Raw genomic sequence first — 16,679 nt, 5'->3', positions numbered from 1 at the left:
CTGTCAGCGCTCGCGCACGGGCGAGGTGGAGAGGAGGAAGGAGTAGAGGGCCGGCGCGAGGCCGGACACGACGAGGGCCCCGAGGGCGGCGGGGGTGGAGAAGGGCGCGAGGGCCAGGGTGGCGAGCCCGCCGAGCGTCAGGCTGTAGCCGCCGAAGCGCTGGGTGCGCTGCCACACCTCGTCCGAGCGCAGGGCCCAGGGGTTGCGGAAGCCGGCGAAGGGATTGCGCCGGAGCCGGGGGATGACCTGGCCGGAGACGAGCCCGGGCAGGCGGGGGTAGAGGAGGGTGGAGAGCCCCAACCCCAAGGCGGCGAGGCCAAGGCTGGCCATGTCCGCGTGGTTGAAGCGGGGCGGTCTCATGCCTTGCCCTTCCGGCGGGTGGCGGCCTTCACCGAGGCGGTCAGCTCCAGCAGCTCCGAGGCCAGGTCCTCGAGGACATTGCTCCGCAGCGTGTAGACGACGTGGGTGCCGCGCTTCTCCGAGCGCACCAGCCCGGCGGACTCGAGCACCTTGAAGTGGTGGGAGAGGGTGGGGCGCGTCAGCTCGAAGGCGGCGGCGACCTCGCCGGCGGTGAGCGAGCCCTGGCGCAGCAGCCGGAGGATGGCGCGGCGGTTGGGGTCTGCGAGTGCCTCGAAGGGGCTGCGGGAAGAGCGGGCCATGTTTAGATGATCATCTATTTAGACGGACATCTAAATTCAAGGCCCGAGTGGGACCCCGGGTCACCTGCGCTACAGTGGCGCGCCGTGAAGCGGACCCTGCTCCTGTTCCTCCTCCTCTCCCTGCCCGCGGCTGCGGCGGAGCGGCTCGCCGTGCGGCTGCAGCACGGGGGCACGCTCGGCGCGGCCGAGTCCCAACGCGTGCTCGGCCTGACGGAGGACGTGGCCCGGGAGCTGACGGGCCTCGAGGTCACCCAGGCCCCGGAAGGGTTGCTGTCGGGCCGATGCGGGGCGCAGGACGCGTGCCTGCGGGCGGTGGCGGCGGAGGTGAAGACGGAGCACGTCCTGGTGGTGGGGTTGACGCCGAAGCGCCAGGGCACGCTGGACGTGGACGTGGCCTGGGTGGACACGGTGCGGGGCAGCATCGCGCGGCGCGCGGTGGGCACCGTGGCGCCCGCGGCGCTGGCGAAGGAGCTGCGGCCGGTGGTGGCGGGGCTGGTGCCGGCCTTCGCGCGCAAGGGCTGGGGCGGCGTGGTGGCACCGGGCTCGGCCCGGCTGCGCGTGGACGGGCGGATGACCGAGCCGGGCGAGGTGGTGGCGCTGACGGCGGGGCCGCACGAGGTGGACCTGCTGCTGCCCTCGGGCGAGGCGTCCCTCTCCCGCGAGCGGATTCCCGAGGGCGTGCGCCTGCGCCTGGAGGCCCGGCCGGACTTCGTGCCCCAGCCGGGGGAGTCCCGGGCGCCGCGGGGCAAGGGGCTGCGCACGGCCTCCTATGTCACCTTCAGCCTGGGGGCGCTCGCGGTGGCGGGCTCGCTGGTGGCGGGTGGGCTGTCCCGGGGGGCGCTGCGCGGCGTGGAGCCCTGCGCGGGGTACCCCCGCAGCTGCACCTCCTTCCCCGAGGCGGGCCCCGTCTATGAGCGGGCGGGCCGCTACGCGCGCACGGGCAACGTGCTGCTCGGCGCGGGCGCGGGCCTCGCCACGGTGGGCGCCGGCCTCTTCGTCTTCGATCTCCTCTCCTCCCACTCCGAGTAGTGCCCATGCCTCCCATCGACCGTCTCGTCCGTTCCGTCCTCCTCGCCCTGGGCGCCTGCGGGGTGCTGGCGCTCGCCTGCTACGAGGTGCCCGAGGTTCGCGACTACTACTCCTGCAAGGAGGACGCGGAGTGCGGTGACGGGGGCTTCGTCTGCGACGACGGCGTGTGCTGCCGCGAGCGGGAGGACCCCCTCTGCATCGGCCGGGTGCTGGACGGAGGCTCGGACGGGGGCACCTGCCTGGATGGCGGCGCGCCCCAGACCTTCTACGAGGACCTGGACGAGGACGGCTTCGGCAACCTCACCAGGCCCCTCTACCGCTGCTCCCCGCCCCAGTCGGTGCCGACGGCCACCAACGGCCAGGACTGCAACGACAACCCCAACGCGAGCGGCCGGCTCTTCTTCCCGGGAGCCCCCGAGCAGTGCGACGGCTTCGACAACAGCTGCGATGGCGTCGCCGACGAGGGGCTCGACGGCGGGCTCTACTACCTCGACGACGACAACGACGGTTTTGGAGACCCCGCGCGCCCGGGCACGTTCTGCCAGCGGCCGGTGGGCTGGGCGGACAACCGCAATGACTGCGTCCCGGACAGTGGCACCTCCTATCCGGGGGCCCTCGAGGTCTGCAACGGCCTGGACGATGACTGCAACGGCGCGATGGACGACACCGCCCAGATTGGCCAGGCGTGCACCGCCCCCGGCAAGCTCGGGGTGTGCGCCGAGGGCACCCGGGCCTGTGTCGGCGGCAAGGACGTCTGCAACTCCGTCAGGGCCCCCGCGGCGCTCGACACGTGCAACGCGAAGGACGACGACTGCGACGGCACCACGGACGAGAAGCCGGACTGTGGCGGGCCCATCCGCTTCTTCTCGGACCCCTCGGTGGTGAAGGGGGCGCGTCACCTGGACTCGGCCCTCCAGGGCGTGCCGGGTGGCTGCCTGAAGGACTCCGCGTACGGCACCCTCTCCCCGGACGATAGCGTCACGGGCGATGTGTGGGCGGGCTCGGGCTCGACCAGCCACGTCTTCTGGGCGGAGCGCGATGGCGGCACGTGGGACCTTTCGCGCTCGATGACCCGGCTCAATCTGTTCGTCACCTTCACCAGTACGGGGGGGGCGCTCCCGGATGGGGGGACGAGCCGTTGGGCCGTCCACAACCAGCCGGTGGTGCTCGTGTGCGGGCCGGGGGGGTTCCTGCGGCTGGTGCACCGCACGCCCCTGCTCACCCCGTCCGGGGGGACCGAGACCCTCGGCAAGATCCTCCCCCTCCCCCCGACGGACGGGGGAGATTGGGTCATCGGGAGCAACAGCACCTCGGACGTCCAGGGGGTGCTCCGGCAGGTGAAGCGCATCGAGCTGCTCGTCCAGCCCGCCGGCTCCACCGTCAGCTTCACGGCGGATTTCCAACCGGACTTCGGCTTGCCCTAGGTATTCCGCCCCCTTCTAGATGGGAGCACTCCGGGAGCGTGGCGGTTGCGCGCTGCTCGCCTTCAATGCTAAGCGGCGCCCGCGCGTAGGAACGGCGGGGTGGTCGGAAGGCAAACCCGAGGTTTTCCCGGGGGTTGTGGCGATGGCGGAGCAGGAGCCCCGGAAGGACTCGGACGGAAGCGAGCTGGGCGAGACGGCCCGGCAGATGAGGGCGGCGGAGCCGTACATCGCGGCGGTGTGGAAGCTGGTGGGCGGGGCGGTGGTGGGGGTGCTGGGAGGCTACTTCCTGGACGGGAAGCTGGGCACGTCGCCCTGGCTGCTGCTGGGGCTGAGTCTGGTGGGCATCTCCGTGGGCTTCTACGGATTCCTCCGCGAGATGGCACGGTTGGGGAAGCGCAAGCGGTGAGCGAGCACGACGCGGAGAAGGCCTTCCGGAAGCATGCCGGGATGGCGGCGGGAGTGGCGGTGGCGGGGCTGGCGGTGGCGGCCTTCCTCCCGAAGGTGCCGGAGGCCAGGCAGTCGGCCTTCATCGGGGTGGCGCTGGCGGCGGCGACGGGGGTGGTGGCCCTGGTGCTCAAGCGGCGGGCGGTGCGCAAGGACTTGAAGGCGGCGCTGAAGGCGGTAGGGGTGGTGTTCGGGCTGAGGGCGGTGGGAGTGGTGGTGGGGCTGTTGTGGGCGGTGGAGTCGGGGCTGAGTCCGGTGGCGTTCGTGGCGGGGTTCTTCGGGACCTACTTCGCGCTGCAGTGGATTGAAGTGAGTTACGTGATGGCCGCGTCCCGGGACGCGGCGGGCGGAGACGAGTGATGCGCAAGGCAATGATTCTTGTCGCCGGGCTGATGGCGGGTGTGGCGCTGGCCGCCCCCGCACACGATGAGCACGTGCAGCCCGTGGGCGGCGAGCACGGCAAGGCCGAGACGCGCCTGGAGCATGAGGAGCAGGACGTCGCGGGCTACATCCTCCACCACGTCTCCGACTCGCGGGAGCTGGAGATCGAGGTTCCGCTCAGCCGCAACCACATCCCCATCCACCTGCCGGAGATCCTCGTCCCCCTGAAGGCCGGGGCGTGTGAGAAGCAGATGACGGACCACGGCGAGACCGTCCCCGGCCTGGGCGCGGGCTGCCTGGACCTCTCCATCACCAAGCACATGGTGATGATGTGGCTGGCGGCGGCGCTGCTCATCGGCTCGCTGCTCATCTGGAGCAACCGCGACAAGACGAAGCTGGTGCCCCGCGGCGCGGCGGCCAACCTCTTCGAGATGCTCGTGCTCTTCGTGCGCGACGAGCTGGCCATCAAGAACATCGGCAAGGAGGAGGGTCCGCGTTACACGCCCTACCTGCTGACGGCCTTCTTCTTCATCCTCTTCATGAACCTGCTGGGCCTGTTCCCCTGGATGGCGACGGCCACGGGCAACATCGCCGTCACGTGCGGCCTGGCGCTGTGCACCTTCGTGCTGACGCAGGTGGCGGGCATCCGCGCCGCGGGCTTCGGCGGCTACCTGGCGCACCTGACGGGCGGCGTGGCCCCCTGGCTGTGGCCCATCATGGTGCCGGTGGAAATCCTGGGCCTCTTCACCAAGCCCTTCGCCCTCACCATCCGTCTCTTCGCCAACATGCTGGCGGGCCACATCGTCATCTTCTTCCTGCTGGGCCTCATCTTCATGCTCGGCCACCCGGCGGTGGCGCTGGTGAGCGTGCCCTTCGCGCTCGGCATCTACCTGCTGGAGCTCTTCGTGGCCTTCGTGCAGGCGTACGTCTTCACCATGCTCTCGGCGCTCTTCATCGGCATGGGCGTGGCCATGGGCCACCACGGCCACGAGCACGCCGAGGAGCACGGCCATGGCGAGGCGGGTCACAGCCACGACCACGGCAAGGCCCACATGCTGGGCTCCTGAGTCCCTTCCTGAGTGAGCGGGGCCCGGCGGTCCGGGGCCCCGGTGAGTACCCGGCGATTCGAAAGGTCGCCGGAGGTCGTCCCAAAGGGCAGCAACGACCCCCCCACAAGTGGGTCCCCCTCCGAAGAAAGAAGAAGCACTCCCATGACCAACGTCGCTCTCGCCTTCCTCGCCGCCGGCATCGGTGCCGGCCTCGCCATCATCGGTGCCGCCCTCGGTATCGGCCGCCTGGCCGCCGCCGCCATGGACGCCACGGGCCGTCAGCCGGCCGCCGGTGGTGACATCCGCACCACCATGATCATCGCCGCGGCCCTCATCGAAGGCGCCACGCTGTTCGCGCTGGTCGTCTGCATCCTCCTCGCCATCAAGACCTGATTCAGGTTCTCGCTGTCGAGTAGGACCCGGGGTCCGGCGCCCGCTCCAGACGGGGGGCGCCGGCCCTTGCATCATGTAGAGATTCCCTGCAGTCCCCCTGCCGCACCGCCGAAGGCCGCCATGCTCCTGCCCAACGTTCTCGCCGCCAGCAGCTTCGTGGAGGTCCGCCCGGGCCTCATCTTCTGGACCCTCGTCACCTTCATCATCGTCGCCATCATCCTGCGGGCGAAGGCGTGGGGCCCCATCCTGTCGCTGGTCGAGGAGCGCGAGAAGCAGATCGCCAGCTCCATCGAGGCGGCCAAGCGCGAGCGCGCCGAGGCCGAGAAGCTGCTCGCCGAGCAGAAGACGGCCATCGCCGAGGCCCGCCGCGACGCGCAGGAGATGCTCCGCCGCAATCAGCAGGAGGTGGAGAAGTTCCGCGAGGAGCTGATGGCCAGGAGCCGCAAGGAGGCCGAGGAGTTCAAGGCGTCCGCCACGCGCGAGATTGAAGAGCAGAAGTCCAAGGCCATCGCCGAGGTGAAGGCCATGGCGGTGGACCTGTCCATGGAAGTGGCCAGCAAGCTGCTCAACGAGCGCCTGGACGACACGAAGCACCGCGCCCTGGCCGAGCAGTTCGTGCAGGGCCTGCCGGTCAAGCAGGGCCGGGCGTAGCCCACCGGATTTCCGGGTCCGCGCACCGCTGTTCAGGAATCCAATATGGCGCTTTCCATCGGCATCGTCGGTCTGCCCAACGTGGGCAAGTCCACCCTGTTCAACGCACTCTCGGCGGCGGGGGCCCAGGCGGCCAACTACCCGTTCTGCACCATCGAGCCCAACGTGGGCGTGGTGCCGGTGCCGGACGAGCGGCTGGACAAGCTGTCCGCCCTGGTGAAGCCGCTGAAGAAGATTCCCACCTCGCTCGAGTTCGTGGACATCGCGGGCTTGGTGCGCGGCGCCTCGAAGGGCGAGGGACTGGGCAACCAGTTCCTCGGCAACATCCGCCAGGTGGACGCGGTGCTGCACGTGCTGCGCTGCTTCGTGGACGACAACGTCACCCACGTGGAGGGGGGCGTGGACCCGGTGCGGGACCGGGACGTGGTGGACACCGAGCTGTGCCTCAAGGACATGGAGACGGTGGAGAAGCGCCGCGAGCGCTCGCAGAAGAACGCCAAGATGGGCGGCAAGGCGGGCGACGAGGCGAAGGCGGAGCTGGCGCTGCTGGACAAGGTGAAGGCGGGGCTGGACGCGGCCATCACCGTGCGCGCGCAGAAGCTGACGTCCGACGAGCGGGCGCTGCTGCGCGACCTCTTCCTGCTGACGGACAAGCCGGTGCTGTACGTGGCGAACATCAGCGAGAAGCAGATTGGGAAGGAAGACTCGGACCCGATGGTGCAGCGGGTGCGGGAGATGGCGGCGAAGGAGGGCGCGGGGGTGGTGGTGCTGGCGGCGGCGATGGAGGCGGAGATCCAGCAGCTGCCCGAGGAGGAGCGTCCGGGCTTCCTGGAGAGCGCGGGGCTGACGGAGCCGGGCCTGCACAAGGTGGTGCGCGAGGGCTACAAGCTGCTGGGCCTGCAGACGTACTTCACGGTGGGCGAGCAGGAGTGCCGGGCGTGGACCATCCACAAGGGTGACAAGGCGCCGCAGGCGGCGGGCGTCATCCACTCGGACTTCGAGCGCGGCTTCATCAAGGCCGAGGTGATGAGGTGGGAGGACCTGCTGAAGTACGGCAGCGAGTCGGCGGTGAAGGAGAAGGGTCTGCTGCGCGTGGAAGGCAAGGAGTACGTGGTGCAGGACGGTGACTGCATGCACTTCCGCTTCAACGTGTAGCCATACCAGCCAGACGACCCGAGCCCATTTCCCCTCTCCCCTCGGGAGAGGGACGGGGTGAGGGTATCGGGGACCAGGGGTTGAACCCACTGTGCCCGAAGAGAGGGTGCCGAGAGGACCGAAGGGGTCCCGGCACCCTCTGTGTTTTCAGCGACTACGCCGGCCCGCGGAACGCGGTGTAGAGCCACATGGCGACGGCGAGCGCGGCGACGGCGGTGGAGAAGAGGGCGGCGCGGCGGGAGCGGCCCTCGTCGGGAAACTTCCGGGCGCGCACCCACATGCCGCCCACGCGGATGGCGACGAAGCAGGCGAGCAGGGCGGCGCCGATCCACTTCCATCCCGGGGGGCGGGAGACGGCCACGGCCCAGGCGCCGATGAAGGCGACGTTGCCGAGCAGGAGCAGCAGTTGGAGGCGGGCGAAGGGGCTCATGGGGTGCTCGGGTAAGGCGGGGCGGGGGCGGAGTCCAGCGCATTGTCATCCGGCGTGCGCCAGGAGACGGCCGGTGGGCGGGAGGGCGCGCACGGAGGCGTAGGATGGCCGGGAGATGGCCCGTCAGGACGAGCTGCGTTCGCTGCGCATCCGCGTGCTGATCCCGCTGACCGCGATCTGCATCGCGGGACTGGGCGGGACGGTGGGCTTCTACGTGCTGTGGCGGGAGCAGGGGGGGACGTGGCTGGACGCGCTGTACATGACGTTCAACACGCTGGCGACGGTGGGCTTCAAGGAGGTGAGGCCGCTGGATGCGGCGGGCCGGTGGCTCACCATGGCGGTGGGGGTGACGGGGATTGGCGGCGCCTTCTTCCTGTTCAGCGTGGTGATGGACTACCTGGTGACGCAGCGGTTCCTGGACGTGCGGGGGAGGAGACGCATGCAGAATCGGATCGACGCGCTGAGTGGCCACTACGTGGTGGCGGGGCTGGGCCGGGTCGGGCGCCGCGCGGCCGAGGAGCTGCGGGAGGCGAAGGCAGCGGTGGTGGTGGTGGACCCCTCGGAAGAGGTGGAGGCGCTGGCGGGGGAGCGGGACTACCTGCACCTGCAGGGGGACGCGACCGAGGACGAGGTGCTGGAGCGGGCGGGAATCCGCCGGGCGAAGGGGCTCATCGTCACCACGAACAACGACGCGACGAATCTCTACGTGGTGCTCTCCGCTCGCATCCTCAATCCGAACCTCTTCATCGTCGCGCGAGCGGATGAAGAGGACAGCGTGCCCAAGCTGATGCGCGCGGGGGCGGACCGGGCGATGAGCCCGTATGCCATTGGAGGCAGGCGGCTGGCGCACCTGATGTTGAGCCCGGGTGCGGTGGAGTTCTTCGAGACGGCCATGCGCCGGGGCAACCAGGCGCTCAACATCGGGGAGATCGTCCTGGTGTCCGGGTCGAGGATGGTGGGCAGGCCGCTCGCGGAGCTGTCGCAGGAGACGGGGGCCACGTTGCTGGCGGTGCTGCGGGACAACACGGCCATCGCCGCACCGAAGCCGGACCTGGTGCTGGCCACGGGGGACCGGCTCCTCGCGCTGGGCACGGACGAGCAGCTCGAGCGCCTCGAGAAGATGCTGCTCGCCCCGCGCTGATGGCGTTCTGGCGAGGCTTCAGCTCGAGGGCGGGGTGACCGGGGCTCCCACGTAGCGGGCCCTCGGGCGTAGCAGGTGTCCCTGCTCGCGTTGCTCCAGCACGTGCGCTATCCAGCCCGCCGCTCGCCCTACCGCGAACAGCGCCGCCGCCGCTCCCGCGGGCAGCTCCAGCGCCGATGCCAGCGCCACCAGGCCGAAGTCCACCGTCGGCGCCGGGTGGCCCGCCTCCCGCATCGTCTCCTCCACCGCGCGCAGCACCCGGACGCCCACCGTCTCCGGACGGAAGGCATATGCCGCCTCGAGCAGCGGCGGGGTGCGTGGATCTCCCTCCGGATACAGCCGGTGTCCGAAGCCCGGTACCGACTCGCCCCGCCGCAGCCGCTCGTGCACCACCGTGCGCGCCCGCTCCGGCCTTCCCACCTCCTGCAGCAGGGCCTCGATGCGGTCACTCGCGCCTCCGTGCTTCGGCCCCGAGACCGCCGCCAGCGCCGCGCTCATGCACGCGTACAGGTCCGCCCCCGAGGACGCCGTCACCCGCGCCGCGAACGTGGACACGTTCAGCTCGTGGTCCGCGCACAGCACCAGCGCCCGGTCCAGCATCTCCGGTGCCCGCTTCGCCGTCGCTCCCCACGCCACCGCCAGCGAGGCCGCCACCGTCTCCTCCTTCAGCGCCCGGGCCACCCGCGCCGGCGCGTGCGCCGCGCACACCCAGGCCGCCAGGTGCCGCAACAGCCGGCGCCCCCGCAGCCGCTCCTGCTCCGCCGGGGCCGCGAAGCGCACCTCGTCCCAGGCTCCCAGCAAGGGCACCACCGCCAGCAACACCGCCAGCGGAGGCGAGCGCTTCGGCACCAGCCCCGCCACCGCCGAGGGCTGCACGGGCAGCTCCGGCGAGGGCCATCGCACCGGCTGCGTTGGCAGCGTTCCCGTCCAGAGCAGCTCCGCCACGTCCTCGAAGCTCCGCCCCTCCACGGCGAGCCGCACCGCCGGGTACCCCCGGTATGCCAGCCCCTCCGCCCCCACCCGGGACACCGCCGAGTCGATGACGGGCTCGCCCCAGCGCAGCGCTCCCGCCGCCACCGCCGCGTGTCCCGCCCGTGCATCGTGCCGCGCCTTCAGCCGCTCGAGGTCCGACCGGACGTACCGGTTCTCCTTCGTCCCCGGCTCCGGCACGCACCGCACCAGGCCCCGGCTCACGTACGTGTAGAGCGTTGCCCGCTTCACCCCCAGCAGCGCCGCCGCCTCCGCCGCCGGCACCAGCTCCTCATCTCGACTGTCGAATCGAGATTGAGCCCTGGGCCCTCTCGCCTTCACCATGCGTCATGCCTCCCGGCGCGCATTGTCGACTCGACTCGATGGCGCGTCGAGTCGAGAGGGAAGGAGCAGGTACTCCTGGCCCCGCCACTACCACCTCGCCAACGAGGAGGCCCTCTTCATCCTCGAGGGCTCCGGCACACTGCGGCTCGGCGAGCAGACCGTGCCCCTGAAGGCCGGGGATTACGTGGCCCTCCCCGCCGGGCCCTCGTGCGCGCACCAGCTTCGCAATGACGGCGACTCGCCCCTGCGCTACCTCGCCCTCTCCACCATGCTCGAGCCCGATGTCATCGTGTACCCGGACTCCAACAAGGTGGGCGTGCTCGCCGGGGCCGCTCCCGGGGGCAACAAGGCCGCGCGCACCCTGGAGGCGTACCTGCCTCTTGCCTCACAGGTGGGCTACTGGGACGGCGAGGAAGGTTGAGCCTCGGGGAGACGCCGTGGCACCCTCGCCGTCCCATGGCCTCCCTCCTGGACTCACTCGAACGCTCGCGCCTCCTCAAGGACCGGGAAGCGGCGCGGGAGGTCCTCAACCCCGCCGAGCCTCCTCATGTCTCCCTGCTGCGCCTGTGCGACGCCGGGCTGCTCGAGGGCGGCCTCACCGTGGCCTTCGGCGTGCGGCCCGATGAGCTCGTGGGTCCGCTCACCATGGCCATGGGTGGCGCCGCGAAGCGCTTCAAGGTCGTCGATGTCCGCGAGCGCCCGCGCCTCGAGCTCCACGTCCTCGCCGGAGAGACGTCCGAGCGCTGGGAGGTGGAGGACCTCTGGGCGCTCGTGCACAACCTCAACAGCCTCTACCGCGACGCTCCCGACGTGCGCGCCATCGCCCTGCTCGGCGAGTGGAACGATGCGCTCCAGCTCCTGTGCGTGGACAAGCGCTCCCTCCCGAAGCTCCTGCGCGAGCGCTTCTTCGCGCCCCAGAACAGGGAGGCGTTGGAGAACAAGCCGGAGAGGGACTGAGGCCCGTCAGCGTCCCCGCCGCTTGAACTGCGCCAGGCTGAGCTGCTGGTTCAGCCGGGCGATCTCCTTCCGCGCGGCCTCGAGCTCCTCCGACGGCTTCGTGCCACCGAAGAGCTCCCGGAGCCGCTCCAACAACGAGCGTTTGTTGGATGAGCGGGAACCGCGCTTCGCCCTGGCCTTCGTCAGCGCCTGATTCGTGGCCTCCAGCTGCTTCTTCAGTTGCTTCACCTCGTCACGCGCCAGGGTGGCTTCCCGCCGGGACTCGCTCAGTTCGGCCGTGAGTGTGGCGAGCTGCTGCTCCACCTCCGTGCGCGCGGAGCGGAGGGCGGTGTTCTCCTTCTCCAGCGACTGCACCTGCGTCCGCAGGGCCTGGAGCTCCGCCGCCTCCTGCTTCTCGTCGCGGGGGGGGGCCACGGGGGCCGCCTTCTCGCGTGCCGCCAGCTCGGCCTTGAGGCGTTTCACCTCCGACTGTGTTGCCTCGAGCAGATCCCTCAGCTCGCGCTCTTCCGTCTTCGCCACGGTTGCACCCCGTCTCCGGGAGCATAGTCCCGCGACCCGTGGGGTGCACTCCACCGCACGGTGGCCCACCCGTCACGCAGGTGAGCCACAAGGCCGGGCAGCTACAGGGCGGAGGAGACCCGCTCGGTCATGGCCGCCCAGGCGATATCGATGTCCTGAGGGGTGGTTCTCCAATTGGAGATGGCGGCGCGGATGCCCTGCACCCCGTCGTAGACGGTGGGGGTGAGGAACACGCGGCCGTCATCCCGGAGCCGATCCAGGAACGCCCGGACCTCCTCCTGGGACGGTCCCTGCTCCGGCCGGCGCAGGGTGAAGCAGGCGATGTTGAGCCGCACGGGCGCCAGCAGCCTGAAGGCGCCGGAGCCCTCGATGCGCGCTCCCAGCTCACGTGCGAGCTGGCAGTTGCGCTCGATGATGTCCTGGTACCCCGTGCGCCCATAGGCCATGAGGGTGAGCCACGCGGGCAGGGCCCGGAAGCGGCGGGAGTTCTCCGGCCCCATGTCCGCGAATGACGGCGCACCCTGCCTCACATCGAGGTAGGCGGCCCCGTTGCGGAAGACCTCGTGCAGCAACTCCGGGTGGCGGGTGAACTGCAGGGCCGAGTCATACGGCACGTTCAGCCACTTGTGTGCGTCCACGGTGAGCGAGTCCGCCAGCTCCATGCCGCGCGTCAGGTGCGCGAACCGGGGCGAGCACGCCGCGAATCCTCCGAAGGCCCCGTCGATGTGGAGCCAGAAGGAGTGCCTCTCCTTGAGCCGGCCCATCGCCTCCAGGTCGTCATAGTCCCCGGTGTTCACCGTGCCGGCGCTCGCCACGACGATGCAGGGCTCACCCCCGAGCGCCTCGAGACGGGCCTGGAGCGCGGCGAGGTCCACGGACTCCCGGCCCGGAAGGCAGGGCACCTTCACCAGGCAGCCGCGTCCCATGCCGAGCATGGACAGCGACTTGAGGGTGCTCGAGTGGGGCAGGGCGCTCAGCACGGAGATGGGCTTCATCCCGTACAGCCCCTCCTTCGCCACATCCACTCCCCGCTGCCGGGCCACCCACTGTCTCGCGCTCGCCAGCCCGACGAAGTTCGACATGGTGGCGCCCGACACGAAGCTGCCGAAGAAGCTGTCGGGCAGGCCCAGCAGCTCGCGCAGCAACTTCAGGGTCTCCAACTCCACCTGCGGCGCGGCGGAGCTCCCCGGGCTGAACGGGTTCTGGTCCAGTGCGCTCGCCATCCAGTCTCCAGCCAGGGCGGCCGGGGTGGAGCCTCCCTGCACGAAACCGAAGTAGCGCGGGCCCGTGCAGCCGCCCATCTCCTTTCCGTATCGGTCCAGGAAGAGGTTGAAAGCCTTCTCCGCTCCCAGCCCCTCCGACGGCAGCTCCAGCTGTGTTTTCTCGCTGGCCTTCACCGCCGCGGGTGTGCGATCCAACTCGCCGAGGAATCGCTGGGCCTCGGTCTTCGTCCGCTCCAACAGGGCCGCGAGCTCGTGCAAATCCCTTGTCAACGCCTTGTCCATGGCGGCCCCTATACCCGAGCGGCCTTCACCTGGCCACGGCCACCTCCGTGCACGGCCCACACCTGGCGGACGGTCAGCACAGCAGTCTGACATCCCTTGGTTTTTCAGATATCAAGAACTGAATTATCTGTTGACCGGTTGATAGTCGAATGGGTAGATATATCTGGAAAAGCTGGATTCCTTGGGGAGTTCCGCGCCTTTGCAACGCCTGTGCAACGCTTGTGAAACACGGGCCGAGCGGCCGTCATGTGGGACGAGGTGAGGGTGTGTCGACGACCGTATTGAAACCCATCGGAGCGCTGGTCCGCTTCGCGGTGCCGGCCACCGTGGTGATGATGTTGTCTGGTTTGTTCCTGGTGGTGGACACCTGGTTCATTGCCCGCCTGGGGACGACGGAGCTCGCGGGCGCCACGCTTGTCTTTCCCGTGTTCATGATCCTCCTCACCGCCCTCGGGGGTGGGATAGGCATTGGCATCTCCGCGGTCATCTCGCGGCGGCTGGGCAGGGGAGGGGTGGAGGACGCGCAGGCGTGTGTGGGGACATGTCTGGGATTGGGGCTGCTCGTCGCGGTCTTCTTCTCGGTGCTCTACCTGTTGCTGGGTGAGGTGGTGCTCAGGAGGGCGAGCCCGGAGCCGGCGTTGGTGCAGGCCGCCCTGGACTTCTCGCTGCCCATCTTCCTGGGCAGTCCGGTGCTGGGCTTCTCGCTCACGCTGACCAACATGCTGCGCTCCGAGCGCAATCTGGTGGTGCCCTCGGTGATGATGGTGGTGGGAGGCGTGGTGAACGCGGTGGCGGCCCAGGTGCTGATGTTCGGGTGGGGACCGGTGCCGGCCCTCGGGTTGAAGGGCGCGGGGTGGGCCACGGTGGCGGGCTTCGTGGCGTCGAGTCTGCTGGGCGCCTGGGTGATGATGGGCCGTTCGCGTCTCACCCTCCGGCCCTCGCGGCTGCGATGGGACGGGGCGGCCGCGCGCGACATCATCCGCATCGCCCTGCCGACCATCCTCACCTACGTGGTGAACAACGTGACGTACATGTTGCTGGCCTTCTCCTGGGCCCATTTCGGGACGGAGGCGGTCGCGGGTTACGGGCTGGCCAGCCGTTTCGAGTACGTGCTCATCCTCACCCTCTACGGGCTGGGGAGCGCGGTGGTGACGTTGGGCGGGGAGGAGCTGGGCGCCGGCAACCGGGAGGGATTCCGCCGGGTGGTCCGCACCGCCGCGGGGCTCTCGGCCGGCGCGGTGGGCGTGGGGGCGCTGGTGCTGTTCTTCCTTCCCCAGGTGTGGTTCTCCCTCTTCGAGACGGAGCAGGCCGTCGTGGCCGCGGGGAGCGCGTACTTCCGGGTGGTGGCCCTGGCCTATCCCTTCTACGCCCTGGGCCTCATGTACAACTATGCCTACCAGACGCTCGCCCGGGCGGAGTGGGGGCTCCTGTTTGGTTTCACCCGCGTGGCCCTGGTCGCACTGCCCGGGGTCGCTCTGGCGGTCTGGTCCGGTGGCTCCGCCGGGCTCGCCGCCGCCGCCATCGCGGCCTCCTTCGCCCTCTATGGGCTGCTCTCTCATTCCCTCTTTCCCCTGGCGCTCCACCCGCGAGCCTCCGCCCCGGCGCTTCCGGCTCCTGGACTTTCCTGACGCCCGGCGACTGCTCTCCGCACTCCCAAGCGCACATGCCTTCCCCCTATCCCTGGCACTACACCGTGCGGTGGCCGTTCTATTTCTGCCGCCCCTCCATCTGGAACCGCACCCAGCTCGGACAGCGCCCGCTCGAGCACACCTTCGTGTCCGATCCGGAAGACAAACCGCTCCGGTTGCTCTTCCTCGGCGACATCATGTCCCTGCACGGGGACCGCATCTCCCGCGTGGACCCCGCCATCAGCGAGCTGCTCTCCGGCGCGGACCTGGTGATTGGCAATTGCGAGGCGCCGGTGATGAACCGCCCGCTCAGCAACGTCACCCGCAACGGCTTCGTGTTCAACATGTCCCACGAATACCTGCGGGCCATCGTGGAGCAGCTGGGCGTGAAGCCGGGGCGGCTCCTGCTCTCGGTGGCCAACAACCACACCTTCGACCAGGGCGAGGCCGGCTACTTCTCCACCCAGGAGCGCTTCGCCGCGCTGGGCATCCAGCCCCTCGGGCTGTGGAATGGAGGCACGTCGCCGGTGGTGCGGGTGGAGGTGGAGGGCATGGCGGTGGGGGTGGTCTCCTGGACGCAGTGGATGAACATCGAGCCGCGGCGGGAAGAGCCCGGCGTGTGGCGGCACACGCACCTGGACGGGCTGGACGCGGAGGAGCTGAAGCGGCGCCACGGTCTGGACCTCGTGGTGGCCTTCCCCCATTGGGAGTACGAGTTCCAGCACTTCCCGCACCGCTCCACCCGGGAGCTGGCGCGGCAGCTCAACGCCCGCAATTTCAAGCTCATCGTGGGATGTCACCCCCACGTGGTGCAGCCGATGGAGTGGTTCGACGACGGGCTGTGTGCCTACAGCCTGGGCAACTTCTGCGGCCTGGGTTTCGCCTGGGCGGTGAAGCTCATCTCCCTGCTCGAGGTCCGGGTCGGGACGCGGGGGGCGAACCGGGGCCGGGTGATGGGCTATCAGCTTCATCCCTTCATCCAGTTCCATGAGGGGGAGCGTGTTTCCCTGCTGCCGATGGAGAAGACGCCGGCCGTGAAGCAGGCCGGATGGCAGCAGCGGCTCGGGCTCGTCTACGAGCCGGTGAAGGGAGCCGAGCGCCGGGCCTGAGTTGTCCGGAATTTTTTCGTACAGGACGGCCGCCAGCGGTGCTGGCGCCGACATCCCTGGGAGAAGGTCATCATGAGTTCGACGGAACAGCTGGCCGCCTCGTTCGAGGTGGTCAATGAGGTATTGCCCTCACAGGGCGCCGCCCGGTCCCTGAGAGCCATTGCGGCTCCGGGCCGGGAGCCCGGCCTGCGGGAGCGGTGGGTTCATGCCTTCGCGCAGGGGGCCGCCCACCTCGTGGTGCAGAAGCCGCGCTCGGAGACGCTGCGCTTTGGGCTGGTGAGGGAGCCGGAGGAATTCGCGGCGGTGGGACGGATGCGCCTGCGCGTGTATGGGGCGAAGCTGCCCTACCTGCTCAAGGAGCTCTCCCCGGAGGGGATGGACGCGTATGACGCCCACTCCTTCATCTTCGCCACCTGGTGGAAGGACCGGGTGGTGGCGACCGTCCGCACCACCCGCTATCCCTACGAGACGTTGCGGTACGTGCCCGAGCCGGCCCTCTCCAGCTGGATGAAGGAGGGCTGGGACACCGACTTCCTCGAGTGGGGACGCCTGCTGGTGGACTCCACCGAGGGCTTCAACCGGCTCACTCCGGCGCTGCTCACCTACGCCGGCCTGTACCTGCATGGGCTCACGCCCTACCGCAAGTACTTCGGGTATGCCCGGCCGCATGGGCGCAAGTCCTTCTCGGGCTTCCAGTTGTCACAGAATGCCCCCAGCTTCACGATTCCCGAGAGAGGGGAGCACGCCTACCAGCTCCTCAAGGGCGAGCTCTCCAGGGAAGTGTTGTTCTCGGTGCCGCGGTGGTTGGGAAGCCTCGCGGGCCGGATGCTGAGCAGCGCCCGCGCTTCCTGACGCTGTACTTCCCGAGTCCGCCAGAGTACCCCTCATCAC

At 69.9% G+C, this 16,679-nt stretch carries 20 protein-coding genes; 14 read left to right on the top strand and 6 right to left on the bottom strand.

Annotation, left to right across the window (positions count from 1 at the left end; genetic code table 11):
* Window positions 1–3: 3 nt before the first annotated feature.
* Window positions 4–360 carry an SdpI family protein gene (locus VFZ09_RS41360; RefSeq protein WP_329733306.1) on the bottom strand — a complete coding sequence of 119 codons (357 nt, stop codon included), beginning with the start codon at window positions 358–360 and terminating at the stop codon, window positions 4–6.
* Window positions 357–659, bottom strand: a complete 303-nt coding sequence (locus tag VFZ09_RS41355; protein WP_329733305.1) for a metalloregulator ArsR/SmtB family transcription factor — start codon at window positions 657–659, stop codon at window positions 357–359. Before VFZ09_RS41355 ends, VFZ09_RS41360 begins: the two co-directional genes overlap by 4 nt.
* Window positions 660–743: 84 nt before the next feature.
* Here VFZ09_RS41355 and VFZ09_RS41350 point away from each other — a divergent pair, with 84 nt between their 5' ends.
* From VFZ09_RS41350 to ychF, 8 genes are all read left to right on the top strand, one after another.
* A complete protein-coding gene (locus VFZ09_RS41350) occupies window positions 744–1,688 on the top strand; it encodes a hypothetical protein (RefSeq protein ID WP_329733304.1) in 945 nt (314 codons plus the stop codon).
* A gap of 5 nt (window positions 1,689–1,693) precedes the next feature.
* Window positions 1,694–3,112 (top strand): putative metal-binding motif-containing protein, encoded by a 1,419-nt coding sequence (locus VFZ09_RS41345; protein ID WP_329733303.1) that lies wholly within the window; start codon window positions 1,694–1,696, stop codon window positions 3,110–3,112.
* Window positions 3,113–3,254: 142 nt separating this feature from the next.
* A complete protein-coding gene (locus VFZ09_RS41340) occupies window positions 3,255–3,518 on the top strand; it encodes an AtpZ/AtpI family protein (protein ID WP_329733302.1) in 264 nt (87 codons plus the stop codon).
* A 41-nt stretch (window positions 3,519–3,559) separates the two neighbouring features.
* Window positions 3,560–3,916 carry a hypothetical protein gene (locus VFZ09_RS41335; protein WP_329733320.1) on the top strand — a complete coding sequence of 119 codons (357 nt, stop codon included), beginning with the start codon at window positions 3,560–3,562 and terminating at the stop codon, window positions 3,914–3,916.
* Window positions 3,916–5,004, top strand: coding sequence for a F0F1 ATP synthase subunit A (gene atpB / locus VFZ09_RS41330; RefSeq protein ID WP_329733301.1), 1,089 nt, complete (start codon window positions 3,916–3,918; stop codon window positions 5,002–5,004). The genes VFZ09_RS41335 and atpB overlap by 1 nt, the downstream gene beginning before the upstream one ends.
* 144 nt (window positions 5,005–5,148) lie before the next feature.
* Window positions 5,149–5,379, top strand: a complete 231-nt coding sequence (locus VFZ09_RS41325; protein WP_047854685.1) for an ATP synthase F0 subunit C — start codon at window positions 5,149–5,151, stop codon at window positions 5,377–5,379.
* A 120-nt stretch (window positions 5,380–5,499) separates the two neighbouring features.
* Window positions 5,500–6,030, top strand: coding sequence for a F0F1 ATP synthase subunit B (gene atpF / locus VFZ09_RS41320; RefSeq protein ID WP_329733300.1), 531 nt, complete (start codon window positions 5,500–5,502; stop codon window positions 6,028–6,030).
* A gap of 45 nt (window positions 6,031–6,075) precedes the next feature.
* Entirely contained in the window at window positions 6,076–7,185 is a 1,110-nt protein-coding gene (ychF, locus tag VFZ09_RS41315) for a redox-regulated ATPase YchF (RefSeq protein ID WP_329733299.1), read from the top strand.
* 154 nt (window positions 7,186–7,339) lie between these two features.
* Here ychF and VFZ09_RS41310 read toward each other — a convergent pair whose 3' ends face one another.
* Complete coding sequence (locus VFZ09_RS41310) at window positions 7,340–7,615, bottom strand: hypothetical protein (protein ID WP_329733298.1); 276 nt, start codon at window positions 7,613–7,615, stop codon at window positions 7,340–7,342.
* A 115-nt stretch (window positions 7,616–7,730) separates the two neighbouring features.
* Here VFZ09_RS41310 and VFZ09_RS41305 point away from each other — a divergent pair, with 115 nt between their 5' ends.
* On the top strand, window positions 7,731–8,756 hold the full coding sequence (locus VFZ09_RS41305) for a potassium channel protein (protein WP_329733297.1): 1,026 nt from the start codon (window positions 7,731–7,733) through the stop codon (window positions 8,754–8,756).
* Window positions 8,757–8,774: 18 nt separating this feature from the next.
* Here the strand turns inward: VFZ09_RS41305 and VFZ09_RS41300 are convergent, their stop codons facing one another.
* Complete coding sequence (locus VFZ09_RS41300; protein ID WP_329733296.1) at window positions 8,775–10,070, bottom strand: citrate/2-methylcitrate synthase; 1,296 nt, start codon at window positions 10,068–10,070, stop codon at window positions 8,775–8,777.
* A 22-nt stretch (window positions 10,071–10,092) separates the two neighbouring features.
* Between VFZ09_RS41300 and VFZ09_RS41295 the strand changes: the two genes are divergently transcribed.
* On the top strand, window positions 10,093–10,491 hold the full coding sequence (locus VFZ09_RS41295) for a cupin domain-containing protein (protein WP_329733295.1): 399 nt from the start codon (window positions 10,093–10,095) through the stop codon (window positions 10,489–10,491).
* A 35-nt stretch (window positions 10,492–10,526) separates the two neighbouring features.
* Window positions 10,527–11,027: a hypothetical protein gene (locus VFZ09_RS41290; RefSeq protein ID WP_329733294.1), complete on the top strand. Its 501-nt coding sequence runs from the start codon at window positions 10,527–10,529 to the stop codon at window positions 11,025–11,027.
* Window positions 11,028–11,033: 6 nt separating this feature from the next.
* On the opposite strand, the gene VFZ09_RS41285 is transcribed toward VFZ09_RS41290, so the two are convergent.
* Together VFZ09_RS41285 and VFZ09_RS41280 are read right to left on the bottom strand one after the other, a co-directional pair.
* Entirely contained in the window at window positions 11,034–11,546 is a 513-nt protein-coding gene (locus VFZ09_RS41285; protein ID WP_329733293.1) for a hypothetical protein, read from the bottom strand.
* Between the two features lie 101 nt (window positions 11,547–11,647).
* Complete coding sequence (locus tag VFZ09_RS41280) at window positions 11,648–13,051, bottom strand: pyridoxal phosphate-dependent decarboxylase family protein (protein ID WP_329733292.1); 1,404 nt, start codon at window positions 13,049–13,051, stop codon at window positions 11,648–11,650.
* Window positions 13,052–13,317: 266 nt separating this feature from the next.
* On the opposite strand from VFZ09_RS41280, the gene VFZ09_RS41275 reads away from it, so the two are divergent.
* The 3 genes from VFZ09_RS41275 to VFZ09_RS41265 all read left to right on the top strand — a co-directional run bounded on the left by VFZ09_RS41275 (window position 13,318) and on the right by VFZ09_RS41265 (window position 16,640).
* Entirely contained in the window at window positions 13,318–14,679 is a 1,362-nt protein-coding gene (locus tag VFZ09_RS41275; RefSeq protein WP_329733291.1) for an MATE family efflux transporter, read from the top strand.
* A gap of 35 nt (window positions 14,680–14,714) precedes the next feature.
* Window positions 14,715–15,788, top strand: a complete 1,074-nt coding sequence (locus VFZ09_RS41270) for a CapA family protein (RefSeq protein ID WP_329733290.1) — start codon at window positions 14,715–14,717, stop codon at window positions 15,786–15,788.
* 72 nt (window positions 15,789–15,860) lie between these two features.
* Entirely contained in the window at window positions 15,861–16,640 is a 780-nt protein-coding gene (locus VFZ09_RS41265; RefSeq protein WP_329733289.1) for a hypothetical protein, read from the top strand.
* Window positions 16,641–16,679: the final 39 nt, after the last annotated feature.

Source organism: Archangium sp. (genome assembly GCF_036277355.1).
Lineage (GTDB): Bacteria > Myxococcota > Myxococcia > Myxococcales > Myxococcaceae > Archangium.
Note: the sequence above shows the minus strand (reverse complement) of the source record. Positions and strands in the feature narration are given on the sequence as shown.